This is a genomic window from Chlamydia crocodili (assembly GCF_018343815.1).
Taxonomy (GTDB): domain Bacteria; phylum Chlamydiota; class Chlamydiia; order Chlamydiales; family Chlamydiaceae; genus Chlamydia; species Chlamydia crocodili.
Genome location: NZ_CP060791.1, coordinates 666,051 through 692,391, shown reverse-complemented (window position 1 = coordinate 692,391; position 26,341 = coordinate 666,051). Strand labels below are relative to the sequence as shown.

Sequence of the window (26,341 nt, the reverse complement as noted above, 5' to 3'; positions counted from 1 at the left end):
ACAAACTCATCTTAATTTTATGGGAAATTATGCAAGTAATTGTTTTAATGCAATAGCTCCAATATTATTAAATAATAAAGCTTGTTACTATGGTCTCTGCTTACCTATTAGCAAATTTTGGCGGTCCTCGTCATCCTAATGACATTGAAGTTTTCTTAACTTCATTACTTACAGACCGTGATGTTACCGGAGGATTTCTTCCTTCTTTCATCCATAAACGTTTATTTTCATTCATAGCTAAAAAACGTACCCCTAAGATTCTTCCCCAATACAATTGCATCGGCGGGTTCTCTCCTATATATCAAGATACAGAATCACTTGCAGAAACTCTATCTTTGTATTTAAATGCTCCTGTTATTACCTTCCACCGCTATTTACCTGATACACACCAGCATACAATTCAACAGTTAAAAGCTCTTGGTGATTGTCCGATTGTTGGTGTTCCCCTATTCCCACATTTTACTTACGCTGTTACAGGAAGTATTGTGAGATTTATTCACAACCAACTTCCATCACTAGATATCTCTTGGGTATCCCATTTTGGAAATCACCCACAGTTTATTTCATGTATGATTGACCATATCTTGAAATTTTTACAATCCCACGATATCCCTATAAATGACTGCTGTCTATTATTTTCTGCTCATGGACTTCCTATGAGATATGTGAATAAAGGTGATCCGTATAACATACAATGCGAGAAATCTTTCAAAGCTATTTCTGAAAGATTAGAAAACATAGAAACTCATCTTTGTTATCAGTCGAAGTTTGGTCCTGGGAAATGGTTGACACCATCAACAAAAGATAAATGCATAAGATTAAATACAGATAAGAAACATGTGTTGATTGTACCTTTTGGATTTACTTCAGATCATATAGAAACTCTTTATGAAATAGAAAAAGAGTATATATCCATACTTATAGAGAGAAAATACCAAGCTTTGCGCGTGCCCGCTATTTATCAATCTCCCCAATGGGTAGAATCATTAGCAACAATTATTCAAAGTACGCCGTATGTAGAGAACAAAAGTTTAATAAAGTCGTAATAGGTTAAGGAAGACGATATTGCTGTTTAATTACTTGATACTTACCAGAACGTATACTTTTAACCAACCCCATGTTAAAACCTTCCAATAAGCTATTCTTCTCACCACGAAGGACCACTAACCGTAAACCATCTTGATTCAAAGGTGGGGAAATGATTTTTAAACGTCCTTTATAAGCTGTATCTATCAAAGCTGTAACTTCTATAACAGGAGCTAATAAGGCATCATAGCAACCAGAAGACAAAGCTTCTAAAGCTATGGGGACGTGTTGATAAGGACTTAAAACAGCATCAGGAATATCCTGACCTACCAACACTGAAGAGTCGAATTTATATACTCCTATGAGCTTACCACGAAGATCTTGAATAGACTTATAAGGGGACCTTTCAGAGACAACCAGCACAGGACCTGTAAGCAATATAGGATCAGAAAATTGATAATGATCTAACATCTCTGCTGTTGGTAATATTGACGTAAAAGCTCCTGCTGTCTTTTGATCATCAAGATTTTCGAAGAGATGAATCCAATCTTGGTTTACAATGTTGATATTAAGATTCTCCCGGTAATTAATCTCAGATACAAGGTCATTAAGAAAAGCATTGATATTCGCTGTATAAATTCCAAATTGTTTTGGGAACCAAGTAGTATCTCTTCCTACCAATAATTCTTTCTTTTCCCTAGAACATCCTAGAAAAACTAAAGGTAGGAAACACAAAAGAGCTAGAAAATATAGCTTTGAGGAATTCTTGATTTTCACGCTAACTCACGCCTCGGATTCCAGACTTATTTTTCGCATCATATTCTACAAAAGAAATTTTATCCAGTGTGCTCTCTAAGATAAACTTTGAATAAAAACTTTTTGAAAGAACAACCAAAAAGCCAAAAAATACGCTCATCCAGACGAAAAAAATATACTAGCTATTTTATGTTAAGTGTCTTATGAATTTTTTATAGAACTAATGAGAAGTATTTTCAAGAATGTATTCCGATAAAAATGTTCCACCCAGCTTTCTCTTGCGTTTTAGTACTAAACCTTCAACAAGAATAGGTTCTGTAGAAGCATTTTCTAAAAATAACAATCCTTGATTATCTAGAACTTCTCCTAAAACAATATCGCGTAATACTGCTCCAAGATAACTATTTTCAAGATTATAGGGAGGATCTATATAAATAAGATCAAAGGACATGCCCTTTTTAGTAAGTCTCTGAATCGCAGATCTTACTTCTTGTTTCATAATTGTCACTGGCAAATCTGGATGCAGTAATTGACTATTTGCTCGAATTAAACGTGTGGATTGTGCGGAAGAATCTACAAAAGTGACTGAAGAAGCTCCACGACTTAAAGCTTCAAAACCTACAGATCCAACTCCAGAAAAAAGATCTAAAAATGCTGCATTTTCAATATAAGCCGCACAAATATTAAACACCGCCTCTTTGACTACTCCACAAGTAGGACGTACCGAGGGATTAGAAAATGTTTTCAAAGATTTCCCTTTGTATTTACCTGCAAGAATTTTCACTTTATAACCTGGGGAATAAAATCTATATAATCAGCAGCTACCAACCTATAATCGATATTGCGAATGATTCCGAATCCTTCTAAAGGAGAGCGGACTTTATGCATATGACCAAATAAACAATGTGATACTCTACCATCAACTTCAAGTATTTCTGAAACAAGTCCAGGGGTACCATCACTACTGATAGGAGGGTAGTGGGTCATAACAATAATCTGATCAACATCCTTGGGGACAGCTTCTAAAGCTCTTTGTAATCTTCCAAGCTCTCTTAAAAAAATTTTCTCATCTTGCTCACTGTAATTCCGTTCCTTTCCTAAAAGAGGAGATTGAAAACATTCAGGAGCTATACATATTGTAGGATTATCCCAAAGCCTTACTCCTACAATAGCTTTTTTTTGAGGCAATAGGGAAAATCCCTGAGATAGATAATGCAAATTTTCAGGAAGAATTCGTGATATTTTAGCTGCTGATGCAGAACTCCAATAATCATGATTCCCACGGATCATATATTTAGTTCCAGGCAGGGAACCTATGAAAGAAAAATCTTCTTTGGCTTCTTCGATATGCATAGCCCAAGAAATATCTCCGGGAAGTAGAACTACGTCCTCAGGAGCTACTACCGCTTCCCATCTTTCACGGATTTTCTCGTGATAGGAAATCCAAGGTTCACCAAAGACTTCCATTGTCTTTTCAGGGACTCCGATAGCTAAGTGTAAATCTGCTATTGCGTATATCTGCATAGAGAAGATGATCCATGAGTTATCACTATAGTAATAGTCTACTGGATATCAAGCTAAAATCTCGATGGATAAAAGCTATTCTAGGCTATTTTTATTAATTATGGAATCGCCGTCAAAACATATAATTATCAGGAATTCTGGTTCCTCGAGGAATAATAATAATTCCATCTCTAACAACTAACTTCCCATCAGGAGAATCATAATCTCTATGCCCTTGAATATTCGTGAGTTTCACTCCATTACCAATTCTACAGTTCTCATCGATTATTGTTTTATAAATCTCACAATTATCTCCGATACCTAGAGCATGTTGATTCGAACTTCCATAACGGTCATTTCCCATAACGATGGAGTGATCTATGATAGAGTTTTTCCCTATCACACCACGAATTCCCACAACGCTGTAAGATACATTACTGGAATCAATAACAGCTCCTTCACAAAGTAATGAGTTAGAAATCATTGAATCCGTAACTATAGTCCCTGGAAGATGGTGATTCTTACTATAGATCATCCCTCTATCATCATAGCAATTCAAACCACGAACTTGAGGTCTAGGCTTTTGTGTTAAAGCGATATTTGCTTCATAATAAGATTCGATTGTTCCGATATCTGTCCAATAGCCATCATACAGGAAAGCCTTTACTGACCCGCGTTTCATTTGAGCTTGGATAAGATGCTTTCCAAAATCATCTCCTTGCTCTTCTAAAAGCAATTGAAATAGGCTCTCTCTTCGAAAAAGATAAATCCCCATATTTCCTAAGAAATTTCCGTATTGAGGATCTAGTTTATGTTTTCGACAATCCTCAGAAGATAATCGAAAACGATTTAAAACTTCTTCTTGCTGAGGTTTTTCGTAAAAGTCTAAAAGATTTGCGTCTTTATCTATCTGCAAGACTCCCATTCTTGAAGCATCTTTTTCCTGAATGGGCTGCGCGACTATTACCATATCAGATTGCATTGATAGAGCGTAATCTACAACTTTACGAAAATCCATATTGTATAATTGATCACCAGACAAAACCAAGAAATATTCTATCCCCGGATCGTCTAAATATAAGAGGTTCTGACGAATAGCATCAGCAGTTCCTTGATACCATACCTGACTTCCATCCCTACCTTCCGGGGCAAGAAGATGTATCTGATCTTGCAATACTCCATGATAAAAATACGTCTTCACAAGATGCTGTTGTAGTGTATAGGTAAGATATTGACCTATTACGAAAATCTTAGAAAATCCTGAGGCTATTGCATGTGAAATGGGCACATCAATGAGCTTATACCTTCCCCCGAACGATACAGTTGGCTTACAACGCCAATAGGTTAAAGGAGATAATCTCTTTCCTTCACCACCACATAAAACAATAACACCAACCTTATCTCGATAAAAATGAGAAGCCTGATAACTTGGGGGATAGCCCTGAAAATCGTTTTCTATCATTTGCCCTGCCTTCTGTAATCCCAATTTTAAATTAGAATCAAATAAAAAGGCTACACAAACTAACTAGAATGAAATTAGATTAATTTAATTATAAAAACCAAGTTTTTGTTGTTAAATAGAATAAAAATGAATAATTATTGAAAAGTTTCTATAAGTGCGGTCGCAATAGCTGCGTCTCCATCTTTTAACTGGCACTTGGAAAGTAGCGACCTGACAAGTTCTTCCAGAGTAAACACCGATCTCAACTTAATTCCCGCCTCTTTTAAAGCATCTATTCCTCCAACTTGCCTGTCTAGGAACACTAAGGATTCTCGAACATTTAAACCCTCATCTTCCAAAGCCTTAGCAGTATCTAAAATCGAACGCCCTGAAGCAATAACATCGTTAATTACTAAGCATGTTTGTCCTGGAGAAAAAAGACCTTCAACTTTAATTCTGTCTTCTTGGTTCGGGTATTTTAATTCTTTCCTTCTCAACACCATAGAGATATTGTATTTCAATGATATACATGTCGCCAATGCGAGAGCAGTGTAAGGAACGCCGCACAATAGGCTACTATTAAAAGAAGGACGTAAACGCCAAATTAATGAAGCAATAGTTTGTAAAACATCAGGACAAGAGATAACTAAACGCATATCGACATAAATAGGAGTCTGCTGACCATCTGATAAATTAAAATCACCAAATCTTATTGCTCCTATACGGTATAGGTTAACCACAGCATGATCACGAAGTTGCTCCTCTTCAAAGCTCATCATTATCTGGTATCCTCATCGTTTTTTGACAAAATACAAAAACTCTCATTATAAGCATAAGAATATGCTTATCCGTTTATTTTTTGGTATTCCCCTAACTAAGGGATTACAAGTAATTAACCAGCCCCCCCTAACTGTGGCAATCTTTCAAAGAAAAGAATACTTAGGGATCTATAGTCCTTCTGGAACAGCTTTACAAATTACAAAACTCAATATGTATTATCGTGAGGCTCAAGAAATCATAGAAAAAGCTGTTCAAGGAAAATATCTCACTAGCAAAGACTCCCCCTTGATTGTTTTCCCTGAGATTCTTATAGGGAAATAACGCTAAAACTAACAAGACGTTCTTTTCATATGTCCTATCCTCTTAATGCGTTGAGAGAACTCTCTCCATCAATATGAGGAAAAGATTATAGAATATTTTAATTGATAAAAAGATCAATCATTCTAAGGTCTGTTAAATCGTAGATATAATTTAGAAAAAGGATAAGTGAAAGACAAGGTCCGAACTTATAGTTAAACCGTGGATTTTTTCACCTATCATTTCGAAAACGACAAGATCTTCTAATCTATTCTTTCAAAGAAAGTAAAAATTCTGCGTTACTATTTGTTTTCTTTAATCTACCGAGAAGCAAATGCATTGCATCAATAGCTGTAAGATCAGCAATTGCCTGACGGAAGAGATAAACCTTTTCTAATTCACTAGGATGATAAAGTAGTTCTTCTTTTCTTGTGCCGCTTTTAATAAGATCAATCGCAGGATAAGTTCTTCGATCAGATAGACGACGATCAAGTACAAGCTCCATGTTTCCTGTACCCTTGAACTCTTCAAAAATCACTTCGTCCATTCGAGATCCGGTATCAATCAAGGCAGTAGCCAGAATGGTTAGAGATCCCCCGCCCTCGATATTTCTAGCGGCTCCAAAGAATCTCTTCGGTTTATGCAAAGCACTAGCATCTACACCACCTGTTAAAATTTTTCCAGAATGCGGTTGTACAGTGTTGTAAGCTCGAGCTAAACGTGTAATAGAATCGAGAAGGATAACAACATCCTTTCCGTGTTCAACTAGACGTCGAGCCTTTTCTATAACCATTTCCGCAACTTGAATATGCCTTTCAGGCTGCTCATCAAATGTAGAAGCAACAACTTCACCTCGCACCTGACGAATCATGTCAGTAACTTCTTCAGGACGTTCATCAATGAGCAAAACAATTAAAACAATATCTGGATTATTGACAGCAATAGCGTGGGCTATGCTTTGTAAAATGACGGTTTTCCCAGAACGGGGAGGAGCTACAATGAGTCCTCTTTGCCCCTTCCCTATGGGAGCTGTAAGATCTAGAACTCTTTCAGCAAGGTGCTCTTTCCCCATTTCCATAACAATTCTTTCATTAGGATATAAAGGGGTAAGGTTTTCAAATAAAACTCGTTCCTTAGCTTTGTCTGGAGTAGATCCATTAATTTTATCTACCTTGAGTAAGGCAAAGTACTTTTCCTTCTCTTTTGGAGAACGTATCGTACCTATAATTGTATCTCCCTTCTTTAAGTCAAACCTACGGATCTGAGCAGGGGAAACATAAATATCTTCAGCAGAGGGGAGATAGTTATAAGTAGGAGATCTTAAAAAACCAAATCCATCGGGGAGAACTTCTAAAACTCCTTCCCCAATTAAAAGCTCATCTGAACGCTCAGATTTTGCTTTTACTATCTCAAATACTACCTGAGATTTAGTGAGAGACCCGATGTTCTTCACTCCATATTGGCGAGCTAGTACATTAAGCTCTTCAATTCCCATCCTTTGCAATTTGGCAATTTTTGTAATAGTTACGTTCTGATTTTCATCAACCGTATCCGCAACTACAGCACATTCTCCTGCAAAAGACTTCTCTTGCAACACAGGACATGTATGTTTCTTATTCTCTTTCACCTTTGGCAAGACTTCTGAAGAACGTTCTTCTTTCATAATGCTCCCTTTAAAGCGTAAAAATATTCTTCGACTTTATGACGTAATTCTTCTTTAGTGCCGTTATTTTCTATAATAATATCGGCATGCATCATTTTCTCCTCATGAGAAGAAAACCGAGCACATCTCTGATAAAAATTTAAATCAGAACAATTAGTTTTTTTGGTAAACCTTTCCCTACGAATATTCTCATCTGCTGTAATAAGAATGACGCGATCAAACCATTTCGCATAATGTATTTCGTACAACAAAGGCACCTCAGCAATGAACAGAGGGTGCTTTCGCTCCTTGGCGACCTGATAATATTGCTCTTCAATAATTCGACAAACTTCAGGATGCAAAATAGCTTCCAAGGATTGAAGAAGAGCTGAATTATCAAAAACTTTCTCTGCTATGACTTTTCTATCGAATGCATTGTCAATAACAACTTCTGATCCCAGAAGATCTATAACGCGACGACCTATATGCGAGTGAGGAACAAGGAAACTATGCGAAACTTTATCAGCACTAATTACATAGGCACCCAAATCTTGAAAAACCCTGCATGCTTCAGTCTTTCCTGAAGAGAGATCCCCTGTAATAGAAACTTTTAGTAATTCTAACATTCTGCCCAATTTTTTCCAATTAAGATATTCACAACTAATGGGACAGATAAAATCATTGCAGATTCCATTATATCACGCACTAAAGTTTGCATTTCTTCTTTTTCATCCTCAGGAACTTCAAAAATCAATTCGTCATGTATCTGCAGTAACATTCGGCTTCTCAATTTGCGTTTTTCTAACGCATCAAAAAGTTGCAGCATTGCCAACTTGATCAATTCAGCAGCGCTACCTTGTATGCGGGTGTTAACAGCAAGACGGCCTGAAGCAGCACGAGAGTTTGAAAACTCTGTCCAATTATCTATTATCCTTTCCCTGCCCAGCAATGTTTTTACTCGCAAATTTTCACAAGCTTGATTCACCGTTTCATTAATAAAACGAGCTACTTCAGGATAACGATCAAAGTATGCATCTATTAACTTTTGAGCTTCTGAAACACTGATTTTTAAAATCTTTGACAATCCATAAGCTTGTTGCCCATAGATAATACCGAAATTTACAGTCTTTGCTTGCATGCGCTGCTGTTTGGTGACTTCTTCTAACGGCACATGAAATACCTGAGAGGCGGTAAACGTATGTACATCTTCCCGCGATTCAAAGGCCAACTTCAACGACTCATCTTGGCTCAAATGTGCCAGAAATCTTAACTCAATTTGAGAATAATCTGCAGATAAAAAATAATTATTCTGATGAGTATCACAGAAAGCCTTTCTTAATAATCTGCCTCGCTCAGAACGTATAGGAATGTTTTGTAGATTTGGATCCTGACAAGCCAGTCTACCTGTGACTGTCCCCATTTGATTAAATGTAGGATGAATTCTAGAGGTATGAGGGTCTACTTGTCTAGGAAGGGCTTTCACATAAGTAGAAAGCAATTTCTCAACAGCCCTAAACGCTAAAATCTTCTCAATAATTTCATGTTCCCCTGATAAAGCTTCCAAAACTTCTGCTTTAGTAGATCGAGCCTTATCCACAGGTGTCAAACCAAGTTTATTATATAAAATGTCTGACAATTGCTTAGGAGATTTAATATTAAAAGGAGCTCCAGCTAAGGTATAAATATCATCCGTAAGAATTGCTAATTCTTCTGATAAAATTCTTTCGAGCTCTTGCAGATCTTCAACATCTAAAGGCATCCCGTTTCTTTCAATAGTAAAAAGAACCTTCTCTAAAGGCATTTCCATGTTAAAAAAAAGATCTTCTACTTTTTTTATTTTCAACTCTTCTAATAAAGATTTTTTTATTCTAGGCAGATAAGAAACAAATTCTCCAAAATATTGAGCAGGATTTACAGGAGACTTTAGTATAGGCAAACTTAACTGTCCCCATTCCTTTCCATATCTACCTGCAGCACTAACTAATCCATGATCAACAAGAAGCGTTTGATACGAGATTTTCGCTCCTCCATTAATTAAGTGTTCGGCTAGAGCTAAATCAAGAGCTATATGATTCACATGGATACCTGCATTTTTTAATGCGTGATTATCTCTCTTTATGTTGTAACCATAGAATTCGGTATCTTCTCTTCTAAAGAAATCTTTTAATGGGGTGAGAATATCATCTGAAGCGTTTTCTATATCAACGTAATAAACAGCATCATCATAGGCTAAAGCTACTCCCATTAAAGTTAGAGACGGGAGAAAATTCCCCTTATATCCAACAGAAAAAGCTATACTTTTTCCATGCAAATTAGAGAGCTCACAAGTCAACTTTTTACTATTATTAATTACAATAACATCTATGTTAGATTCTTCCTCAACCTGCTGAACTAAAGTTTTAAAACCTTGTCGCATATAAAAAGTATTCATTTCTTCCTGACACACTTCGTGTAGAGGAAACTTTAATTCATCTATTGTTATAGGAAGAGGCATCTTATCGTTTAATACAGCAAGATCTTTGCTTAACAATAAAATATCTTTTTGTTCCGAGAGCATCTTATGAGTAGATCCTGTTAACTCGTCAAGATTTTCTAAGATACCTTCTACAGAATGATACTTTTGCAACAGGGCTGTTGCTTTCTTAGGCCCACAACCAGACACGCCAGGAATATTATCAGAAGTATCACCAACTAGGGCTAGATAATCTGGTATTCTATTTGGGGGGATACCGTAAATATCTGTAACACGGTTTTGATCGATTTCTGGTTGATCTTTCCATGGATTCAGAACAACAACATTAGGACCAACTAATTGGAGTAAATCTTTGTCCGCAGTACATATACAAACTTCGTATCCTTCTAAGACTGCTTGCTTTGTGGCGCTAGCTATTACATCGTCTGCCTCAACTCCCTCTTCTTCTAGGTAAGTTAGCCCAAGCAAACTGCAATATTCTTTGACTATAGGAATTTGTTGGTAGAGATTTTCTTCTTTCTGTTCTCGATTACTTTTATAATCAGCATAAATCTCTCTACGACTTTGTTTATTATTAGGTCCATCAAATACGGCTACCATATGATCTGGAGAGAATTCTTTGATTAATTTATTAATAGAACGAACAAACCCAAAAACTGCCTGTGTTCCTTCTCCAGAAGAATTTTTCATATCTGGGAGAGCAAAATACGCTCTGAAAACAAATCCTGAAGCATCTAAAATAAAGATCTTTCTCACTGATTCTCTCCACTTACTAATTAACTAGAATCATGACTCCAAGTAGTAAAATGTACTTGTGGAACTATCTAGATTAGGAAGCAATTCATGTTGAATTTTTCCTGTGATTAACGGGCTATTAGTTACTGATGACATAACTTTTTTCAACCAACCATCACTTCCCAAACCGATTACACGGTAGTTATTTTCAATTTTGCAATCAGCAACTAAATCTTGAAGCACTTGTTGTTTAGTTACATTTACAACATCGATATAACCTTCTTCTAAGGCTTTCTCAGGCGAATACAAACGCGCCCCTAAAACACTAATCAATTTATCTTTAGTTAGTAATGGACGATTCGTGGCAACGATATCAATAAACTGACCGTAAAGATAATCAATTATCTCTTGTCGAATTTCACGATCTTTAGTTGTCCACTCCGTATAAGGATTCATAGGAGCTTTATCTTTGCCAGCTGTAAGTAAATCACTTTGTACTCCATAACGAGATAAACCTTCTTTTACATTAAAATATGGTCCAGAAAGCACTCCTACTGAACCTATCAAAGAAGAAGGTGTGGAATAAATTCTATCTGCAGCACATGCAACATAGTATCCACCAGAAGCACAAAGACCATTCACAAAAACATAAACAGGACAATTTGTACGTTGTTTCCAGAACTGAATCGTTGAGTATATACGGGCAATTTCAAATACTTCTCCTCCAGGACAATCCATATCAATGATTATGCCCTTCACTCTATCTTTATAAGGTGTGGAATCTAGTGTTGTAATGGCTTCTTGAATAATTTTTGCCGTATGTTTACTAGAAGAAATAACATCCTTCATTTCTAATACAGCGATAATTGGCGCCTCTTTGCCCAGATCTTTTACCTCACCCTTAGCGTCAGGCATATTCACAAATTGAGAGTCGTTCATTCCAGAGGTAGAAACAACTAACATCAAAGTAACAAAGAAGGCAAGAACTACTCCAAGAGATAGACCTAGAATCGATAGGAAGCCTTTAGACAAAAAATGCCAAAACGTTTTCATAAATACCCGTAACGTCAAAAATTTATAAAACAAATAAAATAAAGTATGTGAGGGAAGGCTTAAAGATCAAAAAAAATATGAATAAAAGGGCCGAAAAGCCCTTTAAACTATAGTGTGGCTACTTCTTCTTTGCTGGAATTTTCCACCGCAGTTCTGTTGATCGCTTCTTCTGATGCAACTGAATCTATTTTCGAACTCTCAGCAACGGCAGCAGCTTCCTTTATATTGTACTCTCTTCCTATGAAAGCAACAACAGCTATCCAAACTACCATTATTAAAAGAAGTACTATAGCTATCACATTAAGACTAGCAGCAACGGATGAGAAGATAATCAATAACCCTTGATAAACTAAGGAACCTCCTGATTTCCCTATCCGAGATACCACACCATCAATGGCGGCCTTGCCAAAGTTCTTCTGGTCATTCGGCAAAGGAATAAATGCCATTTCTTTAGTCTGGTCAAAGAATGTAAATTTAGCGGCGCGAGAAAACACATTTTGCATCCCGCCTATCCAAGCTGCTATGGCCAAAGGAGCCATGTTGAAAAATCCGCCAAAGATCATGATATCTCTCTTCACAGCAAATACAGCTCCAAAGAATAGTACACCTGTTACCAGCATAACAATTGGAGTAGTCAATGCACCTACCGTCCAACCCCATTTTCGAATACTTTGCCCAGTAAGGAAAAGAGCTGCGCAGACGGAGACAATTCCTATTAATGTAGTGATCCTACTCATGTAGCTGTTGAATTCAACATGAGAACTATAAATCTGACTAACTTGATCTTTCCAAACCACTTCAAACAAGTGGATAACAAGATTATAGGATAAAACTATAACGGCAAGGCCTAGTAAATACCGAGAACGAATGAGGTAAAGAAAAAGGCTTTTCGCCTTAGTCTTCGTCTTTTTCTTAGCTTTTACACTAGCCACACTCTCCTCAACTTGAGGTAATTCCTCAGAAGAAGATTCAGGGGAAGAAAACGCTGTAGAGAAATTATAGGTATGTTGTGTAAGGAAATGAACTTTTCTATATAGCCAAATCATACACAATCCGGCTAGAACGATTAAAATGGTGAGGTTCATCATAACCTCATGCCATTTATCCTTAACAAAGGGATAAACAAAAAGCGAATGTTTACCCATCCAATAGGAAATTTCACCAGCAAATACGGAAGAAAGGTTTAGTCCAGTATTAATTAAGGCGTAAAATCTTCCAGCTTCCTTTACGCTAGTCACTTCGTTAGCTAATCCCCAAAAGAGCGTTGAAAGAACTACCGAACTCCATAGTTCCGACATCACATAGTATAGACTATAGCTCCAATAGCGGATCATTACAATGAATCCACGTAAACCCTGTGGCAGTAATTCTTGTAGCCTATCTGCAAAAGAATGCAGGTGTAGGGCATCCCCCATAGGGTAAATTACTACGGCAAATAAGAAAAAGAAACCGAGAAACGTACCTATGAAGGAATAAAAAACGGTGTCTCTAGGACACCGATTACTTAACCAGCCGTAGATCATAGTAACGATAACGGCTCCAGGAACTATCCCCCAGACTTTCAAGAACGGTATAACTTCCGCACCCGCATCAGATCCCACCACTACTAAAGTATCTTTCATACTTTTTAGGAGGCAATAGTTAAATCCTACGAAAAAGGCTAGCCAGAAAAGAGGAATAAATTTTGGGAATTCTGATCGATATATGGGGCAGAAGTACGCCCGCAGTCTTGAAAAGGGTTTCATCTCTGATGACTGCATAAACTCCTTCCCAAAATTATAGAGCATAAAGATTTGTAAACAGATGATAAATCATGCCTAAAAGACTTTGAACCCGTACAGTTCCTATAATACTTTTTGCTGAGCAAACGGCAAGGCATATTTTAAAAGACTATGACAAACGTAAAGGACTATTGTAGCGAAACACTTCCTAAAACACAAGTTGTTCCTATGAGATCCTTCCACTCTTTTTTAAAAAAAAATTTACCAACGCCTTTAATCAAGGCATTGTTTTTTGTAATCTATCACCCGTTCTAAGAAATAGAGAAATCCAAGAATAATTAACGGCATGAGTCCAATTACAGGGATTTGCACACCTGCAGTGACCCCGAGTAAAATAATAAATTGAACCACTGTAAAGATCTTTCCAAAGAACAGAGCCCGGTAATCGTATCCCTTCCACCCTCTAACAATAGAGAGGTAAATGGCGAAAAGCACAAGAAAAATGTCTCTAGCAAAAATAAGTAGGAGATGCTCTGGAGATAACGATCTCTCCCAGTACAGAATAGCAACACAAACAAAAACAAAGAACTTATCAGTGAGAGGATCCAATATAGAACCAAAACGACTAGTTGCTTTGTAACGACGGGCAAGATAACCATCTAAAACATCACTAGCCATAGCACCTAAAATAACCAACAGGCGCAAGTGAATCTTCTCTTGGTAAAAGAATAAGGCTAGCCATATACGTGATAGAGAAAGTAAATTACAAAATTGTCTCATGGTTTTGGCTAACGCGATCTTTTTAAGGAATCTTAAATATAATCTAAAAGGGCTTATTATAGGATAAGCCAATTCTACAGGCAAGAAGAGAGTTCCTCCCCCAACGACTGTTTCCTAGATTACCTTATACTGATACCTATTTGATATTTTAGAAAAATTTTAAAGAAAAAGAGCAACTAATTAACTTTATTACGGACTCTATTAGAAAAATTCGGAAAGAGAGGGATTCGAACCCTCGGTACCCTTTAGAGGTACGCGTCCTTAGCAGGGACGTACTTTCGACCACTCAGTCATCTTTCCTTAGCAAAGGCACATCATAGTTCCCGACAGAAAAACTTACTACTACCTTCCTATTCAATAAAGTAGAATAATTCCTTCCTTCAATGAAAGCAAGTTAACTTTTAGGACTCCGTTCTCCTGATCATTCAGTCTCTTAATCCACACAAAAGAAATTAAGACAAATGCGAATTGAATTCTATTGTAAGTCAATATTAGTGATCTAGTAATTTCTACCTCTGATTGCCCGAGTTTTTTTAAATCTTTAATAGAAATTTTATTGACTTCCCCAACCTTTATGACTTGAGCATATATTTTCGATATCCTAACCTGATCTCTAATGACTCCTGCATCTAGATCACATTATAAAAACTATGTTGACTCAAACAGAAAAAACTCCCTCCCCTACACTACCAAGTCCACCCAATTCTAAAGAATCAGAAATGATTGTTCTCGGTTGTATGTTAACGGGAGTTAATTATCTTAATCTAGCAGCCAACCAGCTTAACGAAGATGATTTTTACTATCTGGAACATAAGATCATTTTCCGAGTTCTCCAAGACGCTTTTAAACACGACAAACCTATAGACGTACATCTTGCAGGAGAAGAACTTAAAAGAAGAAATCACCTTACGGTAATTGGAGGGCCTGGTTATTTAATCACCTTAGCAGATTTTGCAGGAACTGCAGCATATATTGAAGAATATATTCAGATCATTCTTTCTAAATCCATCTTAAGAAAAATGATCCAAACAGCTAAGGAAATAGAGAAAAAAGCGACTGAGGAACCTAAAGACGTTGCCGTTGCTTTAGACGAAGCACAAAATGCTTTATTTAAAATTAGCCAGGCAACCTCCCTCACACAGTACGTTCTCGTTGCCGATAAACTTCAAGGCCTAGTCTCTGCTCAAGAAAAGCCTTTTCTAATACAATTACAAGAAAAACAAGAATTCTTCCAACAACATGCACAAAATGGTGATGCCTTACCTATTTCAGGCATCCCGACGCATTTCATTGATTTGGATAAAATGGTCAACGGTTTCTCCCAATCTAACTTAATGATTCTTGCAGCCCGACCTGCTATGGGGAAAACCGCTCTTGCGTTAAATATCGCAGAAAATATGTGCTTTCAAAGTCAACTCCCTATAGGAATTTTTTCCTTAGAGATGACTGTCGATCAACTAATTCATAGGATCATATGTTCTCGATCTGAAGTAGAATCTAGGAAAATTAATGTGGGAGATTTATCTGGACAAGACTTTCAACGTATTGTTTCTGTTGTAAATGAAATGCAACAACATACTTTGCTTATAGATGATCAGCCCGGATTAAAAGTGACTGATCTTAGAGCTCGCGCCAGAAGGATGAAAGAAAGTTACGATATTCAATTCCTGATTATTGATTATTTACAACTTCTTTCTGGTTCAGGAACATTACGTTCTGCAGAAAGTCGTCAAACAGAAATTTCAGAAATTTCAAGAATGCTAAAAACTTTGGCCAGAGAGTTAAATATCCCTATTCTTTGTTTATCACAATTATCTAGAAAAGTGGAAGACAGAGCCAATCATAGACCCATGATGAGTGATCTTAGAGAAAGCGGGAGTATAGAACAGGATTCTGACTTAGTCATGTTCCTATTGCGTAGAGAATATTACGATCCAAATGATAAACCTGGAACAGCAGAACTTATAGTCGCTAAAAACCGCCATGGTTCCATAGGTTCAGTTCCTTTAGTTTTTGAAAAAGAACTTGCGAGATTCAGAAATTATGCGGCTTTTGAATTCAATGGTTAGATAAATTTTTTATAGAAACTCCCCCTATATATTATCAAAAAAAATCTATGTTGTTTCTCTAGACAACCCCGATTAAAATCGTTAGTGGACCACAAAATATCTTTGTAGTAACATTTCCCTTGTTGTTTCCTGTGAGAAAAACAAGTACCGCAATCCTAGGTTTACTTAGTGTGTTGAGACTGCGGGATAAACGAAACAGTGAAGCACGGTGTGCCTAATAACTTTAGGTATCCAAAGAATAGCTCTAATCTCAATTTAGCTATTCTAGTTGGCGGTCTTTTTATTGAGAAAAGATCGAATTACACACTCATATTCATACGCTAACAATAAAAAAGACTATGTCATCTGTTAAGAAAAAACGAAGACTTAAAATCGCTAAACATAAGCGTAATAAAAGACGCCGAAGAGACCGTCATAAAAATAAATAATTAGCTAGTTTATGTGGACTCACCCAATTAATTACGATGTTATTGTAGTTGGTGCTGGGCATGCGGGCTGCGAGGCTGCATTTTGTTCTGCAAAAATGGGAGCCTCCGTACTAATCTTAACTTCAAACTTAGACACCATTGCTAAGTTGAGTTGTAATCCTGCTGTTGGTGGTATCGGTAAGGGGCATATTGTTCGAGAAATCGATGCTCTAGGCGGTATCATGGCAGAGGTTACTGATCAGTCTGGGATACAATTTCGTATCTTAAATCAGACTAAGGGCCCCGCTGTCCGTGCTCCAAGAGCTCAAGTTGATAAGCAAATGTATCATATTCATATGAAACGCTTATTAGAGAGCATCCCGGGCTTGCATATCATGCAGGGCACCGTTGAGTCTTTATTAGACAAAGAAAGTGTCATTCAAGGTGTCACAACAAAAGAAGGCATCGTTTATCTAGGGAAGACGGTTATTCTATCTTCTGGCACATTCATGCGCGGCTTAATTCATATTGGAGACCTTAATTTCCCGGGCGGACGTCTTGGGGATCCTGCAGCAACAGGTTTATCAGCAGCTCTAAAAGAGCGCGGTTTCCCGATTAGTAGATTAAAAACAGGCACTCCTCCTCGCCTACTGGCTTCTTCTATTGATTTCTCTGTAACAGAAGAACAACCCGGAGATCCAGGTGTAGGATTTGTTCATAGAGATGAATATTTTATTCCTCCTTTACCTCAGATATCTTGTTATATCACTCATACTACTCAGAAAACTAAAGACATTATTGCAGCTAATATTGGGCGCTCAGCTCTGTACGGAGGACGTATTGAAGGTGTAGGGCCTCGATATTGTCCATCTATTGAAGATAAAATTGTTAAATTTTCAGATAAAGAACGTCACCATATCTTCATAGAACCTGAAGGAATTTATACTCAGGAAGTTTATGTTAATGGTTTATCCACATCCATGCCTTTTGATGTGCAATACGAAATGATCCGTTCGGTTCGGGGATTAGAAAATTCAATTATTACCCGGCCCGCTTATGCCATTGAATATGATTATGTTCATGGGAATGTTATCTACCCCACTTTAGAAAGTAAAATTATAGAAGGTTTATTTCTATGTGGACAAATCAATGGAACAACGGGATATGAAGAAGCTGCTGCTCAAGGTCTTATTGCGGGCATTAACGCAGTAAATAAAGTACTTGGAAAACCCGTATTTATTCCATCACGACAAGAGTCCTATATCGGTGTGATGCTAGACGATCTCACTACTCAAGTACTAGATGAGCCTTATCGTATGTTTACAGGGAGAGCAGAACATCGTCTACTCTTAAGGCAGGATAACGCGTGCTTACGCTTATCTCACTATGGTCGTAACTTAGGTCTCCTAAGTCAAGAGCGTTATGAAATTTTTGAAAATCAAAAGCAAATTATAGAGGAAGAAAAACTTCGTTTAAGTAAAACCTTCAAAAAGTACGGAAATTCTGTTGTTTCTCTAGCAAAAGCTTTATGTCGTCCGGAAGTGTCTTACGATATTCTAAAGGAAACATTCCCCGATGACGTACGCGATCTCGGCTCAACACTGAATGCTTCACTAGAAATGGAAATTAAGTATGCGGGGTACATAGATCGGCAGAAATCTTTGATTCATAGTCTATCAAAATCAGAGAATATGGTTATTCCCGATGACATAGATTATCAAAATATTTCCTCACTAAGTTTAGAGGCTAGAGAAAAACTAGCTAAATTTACCCCCAGAACTATAGGGTCTGCCTCAAGGATATCAGGAATCGCTTGTGCCGATATTCAAGTATTGATGGTTGCTGTAAAAAAACATGCTCACCAATAAATGTATTTTCTTAAATCTATCTGGGATAACTATCTTTGAGCAGTTGCAAATAGAAGAAGCTCTTCTGCGCAACTGCAAAGAAAATATCTGTATTATTAATTCTAACGCACCCGAAGCAGTCGTCCTCGGCATTTCAAGACGTCCAAATGAAGACCTTCATATCCCTGAATTGCGATCTGACAATGTTCCTATAATTAAACGTTACAGTGGCGGTGGAACAGTATTTATTGATGAAAATAGTTTATTCGTAACCTGGATTATGAATTCGTTAGAACCCATGGCCAATTCTCAAGATTTGATGCAATGGTCTTATGATATCTATGCACCTATCTTCCCCAAGGCTTTTTCTGTTAACGAAAATGATTATACTTTAGGTGAGAAGAAAATCGCAGGGAATGCTCAATATATCCAAAAGTCTCGTTGGGTGCATCATTCAACATTTCTATGGGATATCGATATAGACAAACTTAAACGTTATCTACCAATACCCCAAAAACAACCATCATATAGGAAACAACGTTTACACCAAGATTTCCTAACGACCATCCGTCCATGGTTCCCCACTAAAGAAAGCTTTTTCAATAAATTAAAAGCATCCGTAGATAGTATTTTTCTTTGGGGAACTCTTTCAGAAGATGAACTAAAAGATATTTTGGAAAAGCCTCACCGAACATCTACGACGTTATTATAAAAATGCTTTTGATTATTTGGCCGAGTTAACTATTTCGATTTTGCTGAAGAAATAGCTAATTTCTATAGCCGCATTTTCTAAACTATCGGATCCATGTACCGCGTTAATTCCTATAGATTCACCGAACTGAGCACGAATAGTACCTTGAGCAGCTTCTTGAGGATTTGTAGCTCCCATAATTTCTCGATTGCGAACCACAGCATTATCACCTTCGAGGACCATAACAACAACTGGACCTGAAATCATGAAATCTACAAGCTCTTGGAAAAATGGTCGCGATTTATGAACAGCATAAAAACCTTCAGCTTCTTTTACTGATAAATGCATCATTTTCATAGCAGCTATACGAAATCCTGATTTTTCAAAGATTGCAACAATCTCACCAATGTGAGCCTTGCCAACAGAATCAGGTTTGATAATTGATAGCGTTTGTTCCATGTATATACAATCTCCTTAAACAAAATGAAGTGAATGTGAGAGAAATTATACCACTATCTTCAGGAAAGTCTAGTTCTTGTTCAATCCTTGTAAGTTCTTTTTTAAAGCAATAGGAAGAATTTCAGCCAACGAGGCATTATCTGGAAGTTCACTTATAGCTTCAGCAATCATCCTCTCTGCCGATGATTTAGGATATCCTAATGCAGCTAACGCTTGTATCCCCTCATCCATACATGAGGGTTTTGAGGGTTCCCAAGAAGCAATTACTTGAGAATCTAGAGGAAGTAGATCCGAAAGCTTTTGCTTGAGATCCACCATAAGTTTTTCTGCTGTTTTTTTCCCTATACCTGGAACAGAAGCTATAGCTTTGACATCCTCAGCACGCGCTATAGAACAGAGTTTATTAAGAGAAAATGTATTCAATATCGCAAGACCTGTCTTAGGACCCACTCCAGAAAATGAAATTAACATACGGAAACACTCACGTTCTCCTCGAGAGTTGAATCCATAGAGAACATGTTCAGTTTCACGAACAACTGTATATGTATAAACAACAACTTCACGATGTAATTGACTCGATAATTCAATCAACCATCGATCAGAAGCAAAAATACTAAATCCGAGTCCCTGACATTCGATCACAATAGTTCCCGAACTCATATAAGTAAGAATTCCGCGAATATAGTCGTACATTATCGAACTCCTAAACAAGTATAAGCAGAAGTATGCGCATGACATATTGCTAATGCAAATGCATCTGCAATATCCTCACAATTAGAATTTAAGACATCAGGAATATTTAAAATCTTACTAACCATTAATTGCACCTGCTGTTTACTCGCATTTCCCTTTCCTACAACAGCTCTCTTAGCTACATTTGGAGCATATTCAAAAACAGGAATATCTCTTAAAGCAGCTGAAAGAACGAGTACACCTCGCGCCATACCCAATTTTATAGTGCTTTGAGGATTCTTATGAACATATTGAGTTTCAAGAACTACAGCATCAGGAGTAGTATCATCTAATACTCCGGATAATGTTTGGAAAAGCTGTTTATAACGTTGTGTTAGTGAGTCTTTAGAAGATAAACGAATAGCCCCATAACTATGAGCTCGTATCTTATAACGCTGTTCAACAAGGATAATAGCGTACCCAGAAACTAGTGTCCCAGGATCAACCCCCATAATCAATTGCGTCATAATTGAGTCCTTATCCAGACTTAAGAAAAGTTCTCCAAGCGGAGTATGTAGTGTTTATTCTATGTTAGCCATATATAATTACAACTAGAAATCTCGATAAGATCTACTCTACAAGCCCACTACATTTTGATTCCTGAGCACATTCAGTACTATTACAATCTAAATCTCTACCTAAAAGCTGTTTTAAATGGGATACATTCAAAACATCTTCAAACCCAAGCTCCTTATTAAGCCTCTGTATTTGACAATACTGCTCTTCAACAAGATCTTGTAGTAAAGCAACCTCTTTCTTCTTCTGAACTAACTCATTTTGAATCTGTAGAAGTTTTGCTGATTCCGTATTTATACATGCGGTTTGTCTATAGCTTTGTAACTCTAGACTTAATCTTGCGATTTCTTCTTGATATTTCTTATCCTGATCAGCTTTTTTCTGATGTAAACTCGTCATAGCTTTATTTAAATCTATTATTTCCTGCTGTTTTAATAAGCTTTCTTTTGACCCTTGTTCAAACATATCAGTTTCAGGAATACGAGATAGAGTTAGCTTATCTAATTGTTCTTCGAGGATCTTAATCTTATGTTCATAACAGAGACGTCTTCCTTCACTAATTTCTGTTTGCTGAACACTCTCTATCAAATCCCGTTTCAATTCATCAATAATATCATTTTGATGACGTGTTTGCTGTAACTTCTCAGAAAGACGATGTTGTAACCAACCATTCTCACTCCTCAGCTTTTCAATTTCAGTATTTCTGACCTCATCACGAGATAAAAACTCTTTTTCTAAAGCTGAAAATCGATGTTTCCATTCTAAATGGATATCTTGCTCACAAGAAAGATCTTCTTGTGATAACTCGGGTTTACTTGGGATAAGTTGCCCGCTCATTTTACTACAAACATCTGCTAAAGCATTACAAGCGTATTGCCATTCCATAATGTCTGCATCTTTCCATCGACAGAGCAACAGAAGCATAGATCTCGAGTATATATCGTAATGATTTGAAGAAGAACAGGTGGAGTTGCTAGACCATATAGAAGTTAGATGCAGCTTAATTGCCGATAAGAGCCGCCGCAAAGGATACCTCTAAGATATTAATTAGATTTTTCCGGTTTATAGCACAGGAAGGAGTTATTGTCTCAATTTCACAACCAAGAAAAAGACATCTGAAAAATCTAGAAAATCTAAGTTGATGTTTCCTAGTGTGGATACCGAGTTTTAGAATTTCACAAAAAATTAAATGAAAATAAAAAAATCGATTAGCTCACACTGTGTTCAATAATGAACATGAGTCATTGAGTTAAGATCTAAACAAAAAAGGAAAAACTGCTCAGAACAAGACTCGAACTTGCACGGGCTTGCGCCCAAGGGATTTTAAGTCCCTAGTGTCTACCATTCCACCATCTGAGCAATAATGAAGAATCTCACCAATTATGAATTAAATAACTGATATGATTCGAACTATAGTTTTTGGAAGTATCTATTTTAAGAAAAACACCAAAAATATAACTCAGAATCTTATCAGATGACACTTTCTAGATCAATGGTTTTCAAAGAGAAGACAACCAAAAATCTTTAATGAATTGCTATTCATCTTCCATTGGGAAAGAAGATGGCAAAGGCTGTTCACAATCTTGAGCAGATTCCATTTCTTCTTCAGGGAAAACAATTGTCTGATCACCAGATAATAAAGCATTAATCACTTCGGAACTTTCAGTTACTAAAGCCTGTAAAGATTCATCTAAATCGGCTGAAGTCACTGTAGGATCCGAAACAGCTTGAGAGATAATTTCAGAAATTAATTTCGCAGGAGGAGGTAATAGAGAGAATTTTTTCTGCTCACCTAATTTACTTTCTTGGGATTCTTCCCAAAGTTCTTCGGTGACAGCATCAATAATCTCTTGAGAAGATCCCGCTACTTCAGAAACCTCTTTATTAGTTTTCTTTCGTCCTTGCTTTTTCTTCTCTTTCCACTTATCCCCTTTACGTTCTTTTTTCTCTTTTCTAGTTGTAGAATGAGAAGATGCTGGTGTGGTGGGAGTTTCTAAAGATGAAGACTCAGCTGTAACAACTGTCTCTGAAGAGCTTTCTTCAACAACAGCTATAGGAGCAGCCTTAGGCAACTTAATTAAGGCTTCTCGTCCCCCAGCAATTTTAATACCACGATCTAGACCTACTGCTTTAAGGTTGATCTTAGTATCGCGAATTTCCATTACTTCGTAATCACCTGCGGGAACAATGAACGGTTTACTATGATCGCAGTTACGGAAAAAACAGGTATTTCCTAAAGAAATTACTTCAACAGCTTCAACAACAAAAGGATCCTGAGAAAGATGCTTAGTATTACGAACTGATAACTTGTATCCTTCCCTCGACGTAATTACAGTTTCAATGACTGGATCTCTTGTAAAATACACGAATTTAACCTTTTATTTAGAGTTCTTTGCTACATACTCTAATAAATCAACTATGCGAGTTGCATACCCTATCTCATTATCATACCAGGCAACTAGTTTGAAAAAACGATCAGTTAACGCTATCCCTGCACCAGCATCAAATATAGAAGAATATTCACATCCTATAAAATCAGAAGAAACTACTTCTTGATCCGTATAACCTAGAATCCCACGCAGACTAGTTTCTGAAGCATTTTTAATAACTTTACATATCTCTTCATATGTTGTTGACTTCTTTAATCTTACAGTAAGGTCAACGACAGAAACATCAGCAACAGGAACTCTAAAAGCCATTCCGGTTAATTTATTCTTTAATTCTGGAAGACATAGGGCAACAGCTTTCGCAGCTCCGGTAGAAGCAGGCACAATATTTTGAAAAGCTCCTCTACCACCTCTCCAATCTTTCTTGGATGGGCCGTCTACAACACTCTGAGTAGCTGTAGCAGCATGGACTGTGGTCATCAAACCTTCTTCAATACCAAAATTATCTAGCAATACCTTAGCCAAAGGAGCAAGACAATTTGTAGTACACGAGGCATTAGAGATAATAGTATCCTTCTCGGGATCAAATTTATTCTCATTTACTCCCATTACAAATGTCGGGACATCTCCTTTCGCAGGAGCAGTAATAAGTACACGCTTCGCACCAGATTCAAGATGTTTCGCAGCATCTTCTTTTTTAGTAAATAAACCTGTACTTTCAATAACAGTGTCTATACCTAAATCTTTCCAGGGAAGCTTTTGGACATCACGCTGATCTAATAATTGGATTCTACGGCCATCAACAACAAGATAGCCGTTATCATAAGATACATCTGCTGAAAAGCGCCCGTGAGTAGAATCGTATTTAAATAAATACGTTAAAGCCTCTCCAGGCACAAGATCATTAACAGCCATGACTTCGATAGAAGAATTTCTTTTTAGAATTTGTCTTAAAACTAATCTTCCAATCCGTCCAAAACCGTTAATTACAACTTTCATCACTATTCCCTAGTAGTCAGTATTCGCAAAAAAATAGCCTAATTAGCTAAAAATTCTATAATACACTTTCGTGCATTATCACCAACTCTATTTTGTAATTTCAAAATACGCGTGTAGCCACCATTTCTAGAGACAAAACGAGCGCCCAATTCATCGAATAGTTTGTTTATTACTGTACGATCTACGTTATAAGCTGATAGGTCGCCTGCTTTAGCCTGACGAGTCTCTTTACTTGTCAACTTATTGTATCTAACCATTAGCCTAGCAACAGCTAAACGTCTTGCAGCCAATGTATTTTTTTTAGCTAATGTAATCATCTTATCCGCACAACGACGCAACTCTTTTGCCTTGGGCAAAGTAGTTTCTATTCTTTCTTGATGAATTAGAGACTTTAACATGTTAGCTAACATACAACGATTATGCGCAGAAGTACGACCAACTCTAAATTTCTTTCTAGCGTGTTGCATATACTTAATTATCCCTTGACGTTTTTAGACCGAATTTTTTCGGCATAACTCTTCATTTTTTCTTTTACGTTGTCTAAACCAACGCCAAATTGACTGAGATCCATTCCCAATTCGAGCTTCATTTCTTTTAACTTATTCTTAATCTCACAAAGAGACTTTTTACCAAAGTTTCTGAATTGCAGCAAACGAGGCTCTGGCATAATTACCAGTTCACCAATGGTTTCAATGTTTGCATTAGACAAACAGTTTGTAGATCTTACAGACAATTCAATCTCGTTAATACCTAAAACCAATTTATGAAGAATATCGTCTTTATTCTCCTTCTCAATGGAAATAGCTTCTTCAAAGACTATTTTCTTCTCATCCATTTTTTCAAAAATAGAGAAATGTTTAGTTAAAATCTGTGTAGAGAAAGCTAATGCTTCTTTAGGAGATACTCTACCATCTGTTTCTACATGTAGAATCAAGCGATCGAAATCTGTATCTTGACCAACACGAGTATCTTCTACAAAATAATTAACCAAAACTACGGGTGAGAAGGCTGCATCTAAAATAATCTCATTTACACCCTTATCCTCGAGAATAATTCTCTCAGATGTAGAATATCCTCTTCCAAAAGCTACTCTCAAGGCAATTTCAATCTGCATAGGCTGTGTTACAGTGAAAATTACATGATCGGGGTTAACAGACTCAAACCCACCTTCTTGCAACAAATCAGCCAATGTTACAGATCTTTGACCACCGCAAGCAGCCAGATCAGAGGCGTCTACAGAAATAGTAGACTTTAACAATTGAGTGCAACGACCATCCTCACTATCTTGGAAAGGATATTTCTTGAGTAAAGCTCCTTTCAAATTTAAAACGATGTTAGTTACATCTTCTACGATTCCATCTATCGCCATGTACTCATGAAGTACGCCGGTCATAGAAAAAGAAATAATTGCAGGAGCCTCTAAACCAATTAGCAACGCTCTTCTTAGAGCATTACCTAAGGTATGACCCATGCCTCTTTCAAGAGGCTCTGCGACAAAACTCGCCTGCTTATCAATCGATCCCCCGCTACCTTCTACAGCCATCATTTTGACTGATTCTGGCAATTCAAATTTATCGTAAAGTAAATTTTGTGAATTATCCGACATCCCTTTCTCCTTCCCTAAAACTACACTCTGCGCCTTTTTCTTGGTCGACAACCATTATGAGGAACAGGAGTTTCGTCACGGATGACAGAAACAACTAAACCAGCGGCTATGAGAGCGCGAACTGCAGATTCCCTGCCAGCTCCAGTGCCTTTTAAACATACTTCGACTTCTTTAAGGCCAGAATTCATAGCATTTTTTGCAGCGTCTTGTGCAGCTACCGTTGCAGCAAAAGCAGATGACTTGCGAGATCCGGAATATCCAACTTTTCCAGCTGAAGCCCAAGAGATAGTATTTCCCGCAGGATCTGTTATAGACACAATCGTATTGTTGAAGGTAGCCTTAACATGAACAACGCCTGAAGGAATATTCTTTAACTGTTTTCTTTTTACGCCTTTTTTCTGCGTTTGATGTTTAACCAAAA

26 protein-coding genes and 2 tRNA genes are annotated in these 26,341 nt (G+C 37.1%); 6 read left to right on the top strand and 22 right to left on the bottom strand.

Annotated features, from left to right (window positions below; genetic code table 11):
- Positions 1-89: 89 nt before the first annotated feature.
- Entirely contained in the window at positions 90-1,046 is a 957-nt protein-coding gene (hemH, locus tag H9Q19_RS03120; RefSeq protein WP_213240208.1) for a ferrochelatase, read from the top strand.
- A gap of 4 nt (positions 1,047-1,050) precedes the next feature.
- Here the strand turns inward: hemH and H9Q19_RS03115 are convergent, their stop codons facing one another.
- The 5 genes from H9Q19_RS03115 to H9Q19_RS03095 all read right to left on the bottom strand — a co-directional run bounded on the left by H9Q19_RS03115 (position 1,051) and on the right by H9Q19_RS03095 (position 5,505).
- Positions 1,051-1,803 carry a transporter substrate-binding domain-containing protein gene (locus tag H9Q19_RS03115; RefSeq protein WP_213240206.1) on the bottom strand — a complete coding sequence of 251 codons (753 nt, stop codon included), beginning with the start codon at positions 1,801-1,803 and terminating at the stop codon, positions 1,051-1,053.
- A 199-nt stretch (positions 1,804-2,002) separates the two neighbouring features.
- Positions 2,003-2,566, bottom strand: a complete 564-nt coding sequence (rsmD, locus tag H9Q19_RS03110) for a 16S rRNA (guanine(966)-N(2))-methyltransferase RsmD (RefSeq protein ID WP_213240204.1) — start codon at positions 2,564-2,566, stop codon at positions 2,003-2,005.
- Positions 2,563-3,306, bottom strand: a complete 744-nt coding sequence (locus tag H9Q19_RS03105) for a metallophosphoesterase (protein ID WP_213240202.1) — start codon at positions 3,304-3,306, stop codon at positions 2,563-2,565. The genes rsmD and H9Q19_RS03105 overlap by 4 nt, the downstream gene beginning before the upstream one ends.
- 112 nt (positions 3,307-3,418) lie before the next feature.
- Positions 3,419-4,747: a glucose-1-phosphate adenylyltransferase gene (gene glgC / locus H9Q19_RS03100; protein ID WP_213240200.1), complete on the bottom strand. Its 1,329-nt coding sequence runs from the start codon at positions 4,745-4,747 to the stop codon at positions 3,419-3,421.
- Between the two features lie 134 nt (positions 4,748-4,881).
- Entirely contained in the window at positions 4,882-5,505 is a 624-nt protein-coding gene (locus tag H9Q19_RS03095; RefSeq protein WP_213240198.1) for an orotate phosphoribosyltransferase, read from the bottom strand.
- Positions 5,506-5,566: 61 nt separating this feature from the next.
- On the opposite strand from H9Q19_RS03095, the gene H9Q19_RS03090 reads away from it, so the two are divergent.
- On the top strand, positions 5,567-5,827 hold the full coding sequence (locus H9Q19_RS03090; RefSeq protein ID WP_213240196.1) for a hypothetical protein: 261 nt from the start codon (positions 5,567-5,569) through the stop codon (positions 5,825-5,827).
- 244 nt (positions 5,828-6,071) lie between these two features.
- On the opposite strand, the gene rho is transcribed toward H9Q19_RS03090, so the two are convergent.
- The 7 genes from rho to H9Q19_RS03055 all read right to left on the bottom strand — a co-directional run bounded on the left by rho (position 6,072) and on the right by H9Q19_RS03055 (position 14,507).
- Complete coding sequence (gene rho, locus H9Q19_RS03085; protein ID WP_020345855.1) at positions 6,072-7,298, bottom strand: transcription termination factor Rho; 1,227 nt, start codon at positions 7,296-7,298, stop codon at positions 6,072-6,074.
- 164 nt (positions 7,299-7,462) lie between these two features.
- Positions 7,463-8,071, bottom strand: a complete 609-nt coding sequence (gene coaE / locus H9Q19_RS03080; protein WP_213240192.1) for a dephospho-CoA kinase — start codon at positions 8,069-8,071, stop codon at positions 7,463-7,465.
- Positions 8,065-10,674, bottom strand: coding sequence for a DNA polymerase I (gene polA, locus H9Q19_RS03075; protein WP_213240190.1), 2,610 nt, complete (start codon positions 10,672-10,674; stop codon positions 8,065-8,067). Before polA ends, coaE begins: the two co-directional genes overlap by 7 nt.
- 30 nt (positions 10,675-10,704) lie before the next feature.
- Positions 10,705-11,706 carry a S49 family peptidase gene (locus tag H9Q19_RS03070; RefSeq protein WP_213240188.1) on the bottom strand — a complete coding sequence of 334 codons (1,002 nt, stop codon included), beginning with the start codon at positions 11,704-11,706 and terminating at the stop codon, positions 10,705-10,707.
- Positions 11,707-11,813: 107 nt separating this feature from the next.
- Positions 11,814-13,466, bottom strand: a complete 1,653-nt coding sequence (npt2, locus tag H9Q19_RS03065; RefSeq protein WP_213240185.1) for an NTP/H+ exchange transporter Npt2 — start codon at positions 13,464-13,466, stop codon at positions 11,814-11,816.
- Positions 13,467-13,700: 234 nt separating this feature from the next.
- On the bottom strand, positions 13,701-14,207 hold the full coding sequence (locus H9Q19_RS03060; protein WP_213240183.1) for a CDP-alcohol phosphatidyltransferase family protein: 507 nt from the start codon (positions 14,205-14,207) through the stop codon (positions 13,701-13,703).
- A 212-nt stretch (positions 14,208-14,419) separates the two neighbouring features.
- Positions 14,420-14,507, bottom strand: a tRNA-Ser gene (locus H9Q19_RS03055).
- Between the two features lie 350 nt (positions 14,508-14,857).
- On the opposite strand from H9Q19_RS03055, the gene dnaB reads away from it, so the two are divergent.
- The 4 genes from dnaB (at position 14,858) to H9Q19_RS03035 (ending at position 19,242) form a co-directional block, all read left to right on the top strand.
- Positions 14,858-16,276: a replicative DNA helicase gene (gene dnaB / locus H9Q19_RS03050; protein WP_213240181.1), complete on the top strand. Its 1,419-nt coding sequence runs from the start codon at positions 14,858-14,860 to the stop codon at positions 16,274-16,276.
- 338 nt (positions 16,277-16,614) lie between these two features.
- Complete coding sequence (locus H9Q19_RS05405; RefSeq protein ID WP_072667724.1) at positions 16,615-16,704, top strand: AURKAIP1/COX24 domain-containing protein; 90 nt, start codon at positions 16,615-16,617, stop codon at positions 16,702-16,704.
- An 11-nt stretch (positions 16,705-16,715) separates the two neighbouring features.
- Positions 16,716-18,551: a tRNA uridine-5-carboxymethylaminomethyl(34) synthesis enzyme MnmG gene (gene mnmG, locus H9Q19_RS03040; RefSeq protein WP_213240179.1), complete on the top strand. Its 1,836-nt coding sequence runs from the start codon at positions 16,716-16,718 to the stop codon at positions 18,549-18,551.
- Entirely contained in the window at positions 18,538-19,242 is a 705-nt protein-coding gene (locus tag H9Q19_RS03035; protein WP_213240177.1) for a lipoate--protein ligase family protein, read from the top strand. Before mnmG ends, H9Q19_RS03035 begins: the two co-directional genes overlap by 14 nt.
- A 12-nt stretch (positions 19,243-19,254) precedes the next feature.
- Here the strand turns inward: H9Q19_RS03035 and ndk are convergent, their stop codons facing one another.
- The 10 genes from ndk to rpsK form a co-directional block, all read right to left on the bottom strand.
- Positions 19,255-19,680, bottom strand: a complete 426-nt coding sequence (ndk, locus tag H9Q19_RS03030; protein WP_213240175.1) for a nucleoside-diphosphate kinase — start codon at positions 19,678-19,680, stop codon at positions 19,255-19,257.
- A gap of 69 nt (positions 19,681-19,749) precedes the next feature.
- Positions 19,750-20,373: a Holliday junction branch migration protein RuvA gene (gene ruvA, locus H9Q19_RS03025; protein ID WP_213240173.1), complete on the bottom strand. Its 624-nt coding sequence runs from the start codon at positions 20,371-20,373 to the stop codon at positions 19,750-19,752.
- A complete protein-coding gene (ruvC, locus tag H9Q19_RS03020) occupies positions 20,373-20,879 on the bottom strand; it encodes a crossover junction endodeoxyribonuclease RuvC (RefSeq protein ID WP_213240171.1) in 507 nt (168 codons plus the stop codon). Before ruvC ends, ruvA begins: the two co-directional genes overlap by 1 nt.
- A 103-nt stretch (positions 20,880-20,982) precedes the next feature.
- Entirely contained in the window at positions 20,983-21,813 is an 831-nt protein-coding gene (locus tag H9Q19_RS03015; protein WP_213242043.1) for a hypothetical protein, read from the bottom strand.
- A 391-nt stretch (positions 21,814-22,204) separates the two neighbouring features.
- Positions 22,205-22,287: transfer RNA gene (locus H9Q19_RS03010), tRNA-Leu, on the bottom strand.
- Positions 22,288-22,463: 176 nt separating this feature from the next.
- A complete protein-coding gene (grgA, locus tag H9Q19_RS03005) occupies positions 22,464-23,294 on the bottom strand; it encodes a GrgA family transcription factor (RefSeq protein ID WP_213240169.1) in 831 nt (276 codons plus the stop codon).
- A gap of 12 nt (positions 23,295-23,306) precedes the next feature.
- A complete protein-coding gene (gene gap, locus H9Q19_RS03000; RefSeq protein ID WP_213240166.1) occupies positions 23,307-24,314 on the bottom strand; it encodes a type I glyceraldehyde-3-phosphate dehydrogenase in 1,008 nt (335 codons plus the stop codon).
- Positions 24,315-24,352: 38 nt separating this feature from the next.
- Complete coding sequence (rplQ, locus tag H9Q19_RS02995; protein WP_213240163.1) at positions 24,353-24,781, bottom strand: 50S ribosomal protein L17; 429 nt, start codon at positions 24,779-24,781, stop codon at positions 24,353-24,355.
- Between the two features lie 8 nt (positions 24,782-24,789).
- Positions 24,790-25,920 carry a DNA-directed RNA polymerase subunit alpha gene (locus H9Q19_RS02990; RefSeq protein ID WP_213240161.1) on the bottom strand — a complete coding sequence of 377 codons (1,131 nt, stop codon included), beginning with the start codon at positions 25,918-25,920 and terminating at the stop codon, positions 24,790-24,792.
- A 20-nt stretch (positions 25,921-25,940) separates the two neighbouring features.
- A complete protein-coding gene (gene rpsK / locus H9Q19_RS02985) occupies positions 25,941-26,339 on the bottom strand; it encodes a 30S ribosomal protein S11 (RefSeq protein ID WP_117273803.1) in 399 nt (132 codons plus the stop codon).
- Positions 26,340-26,341 lie beyond the last annotated feature (2 nt).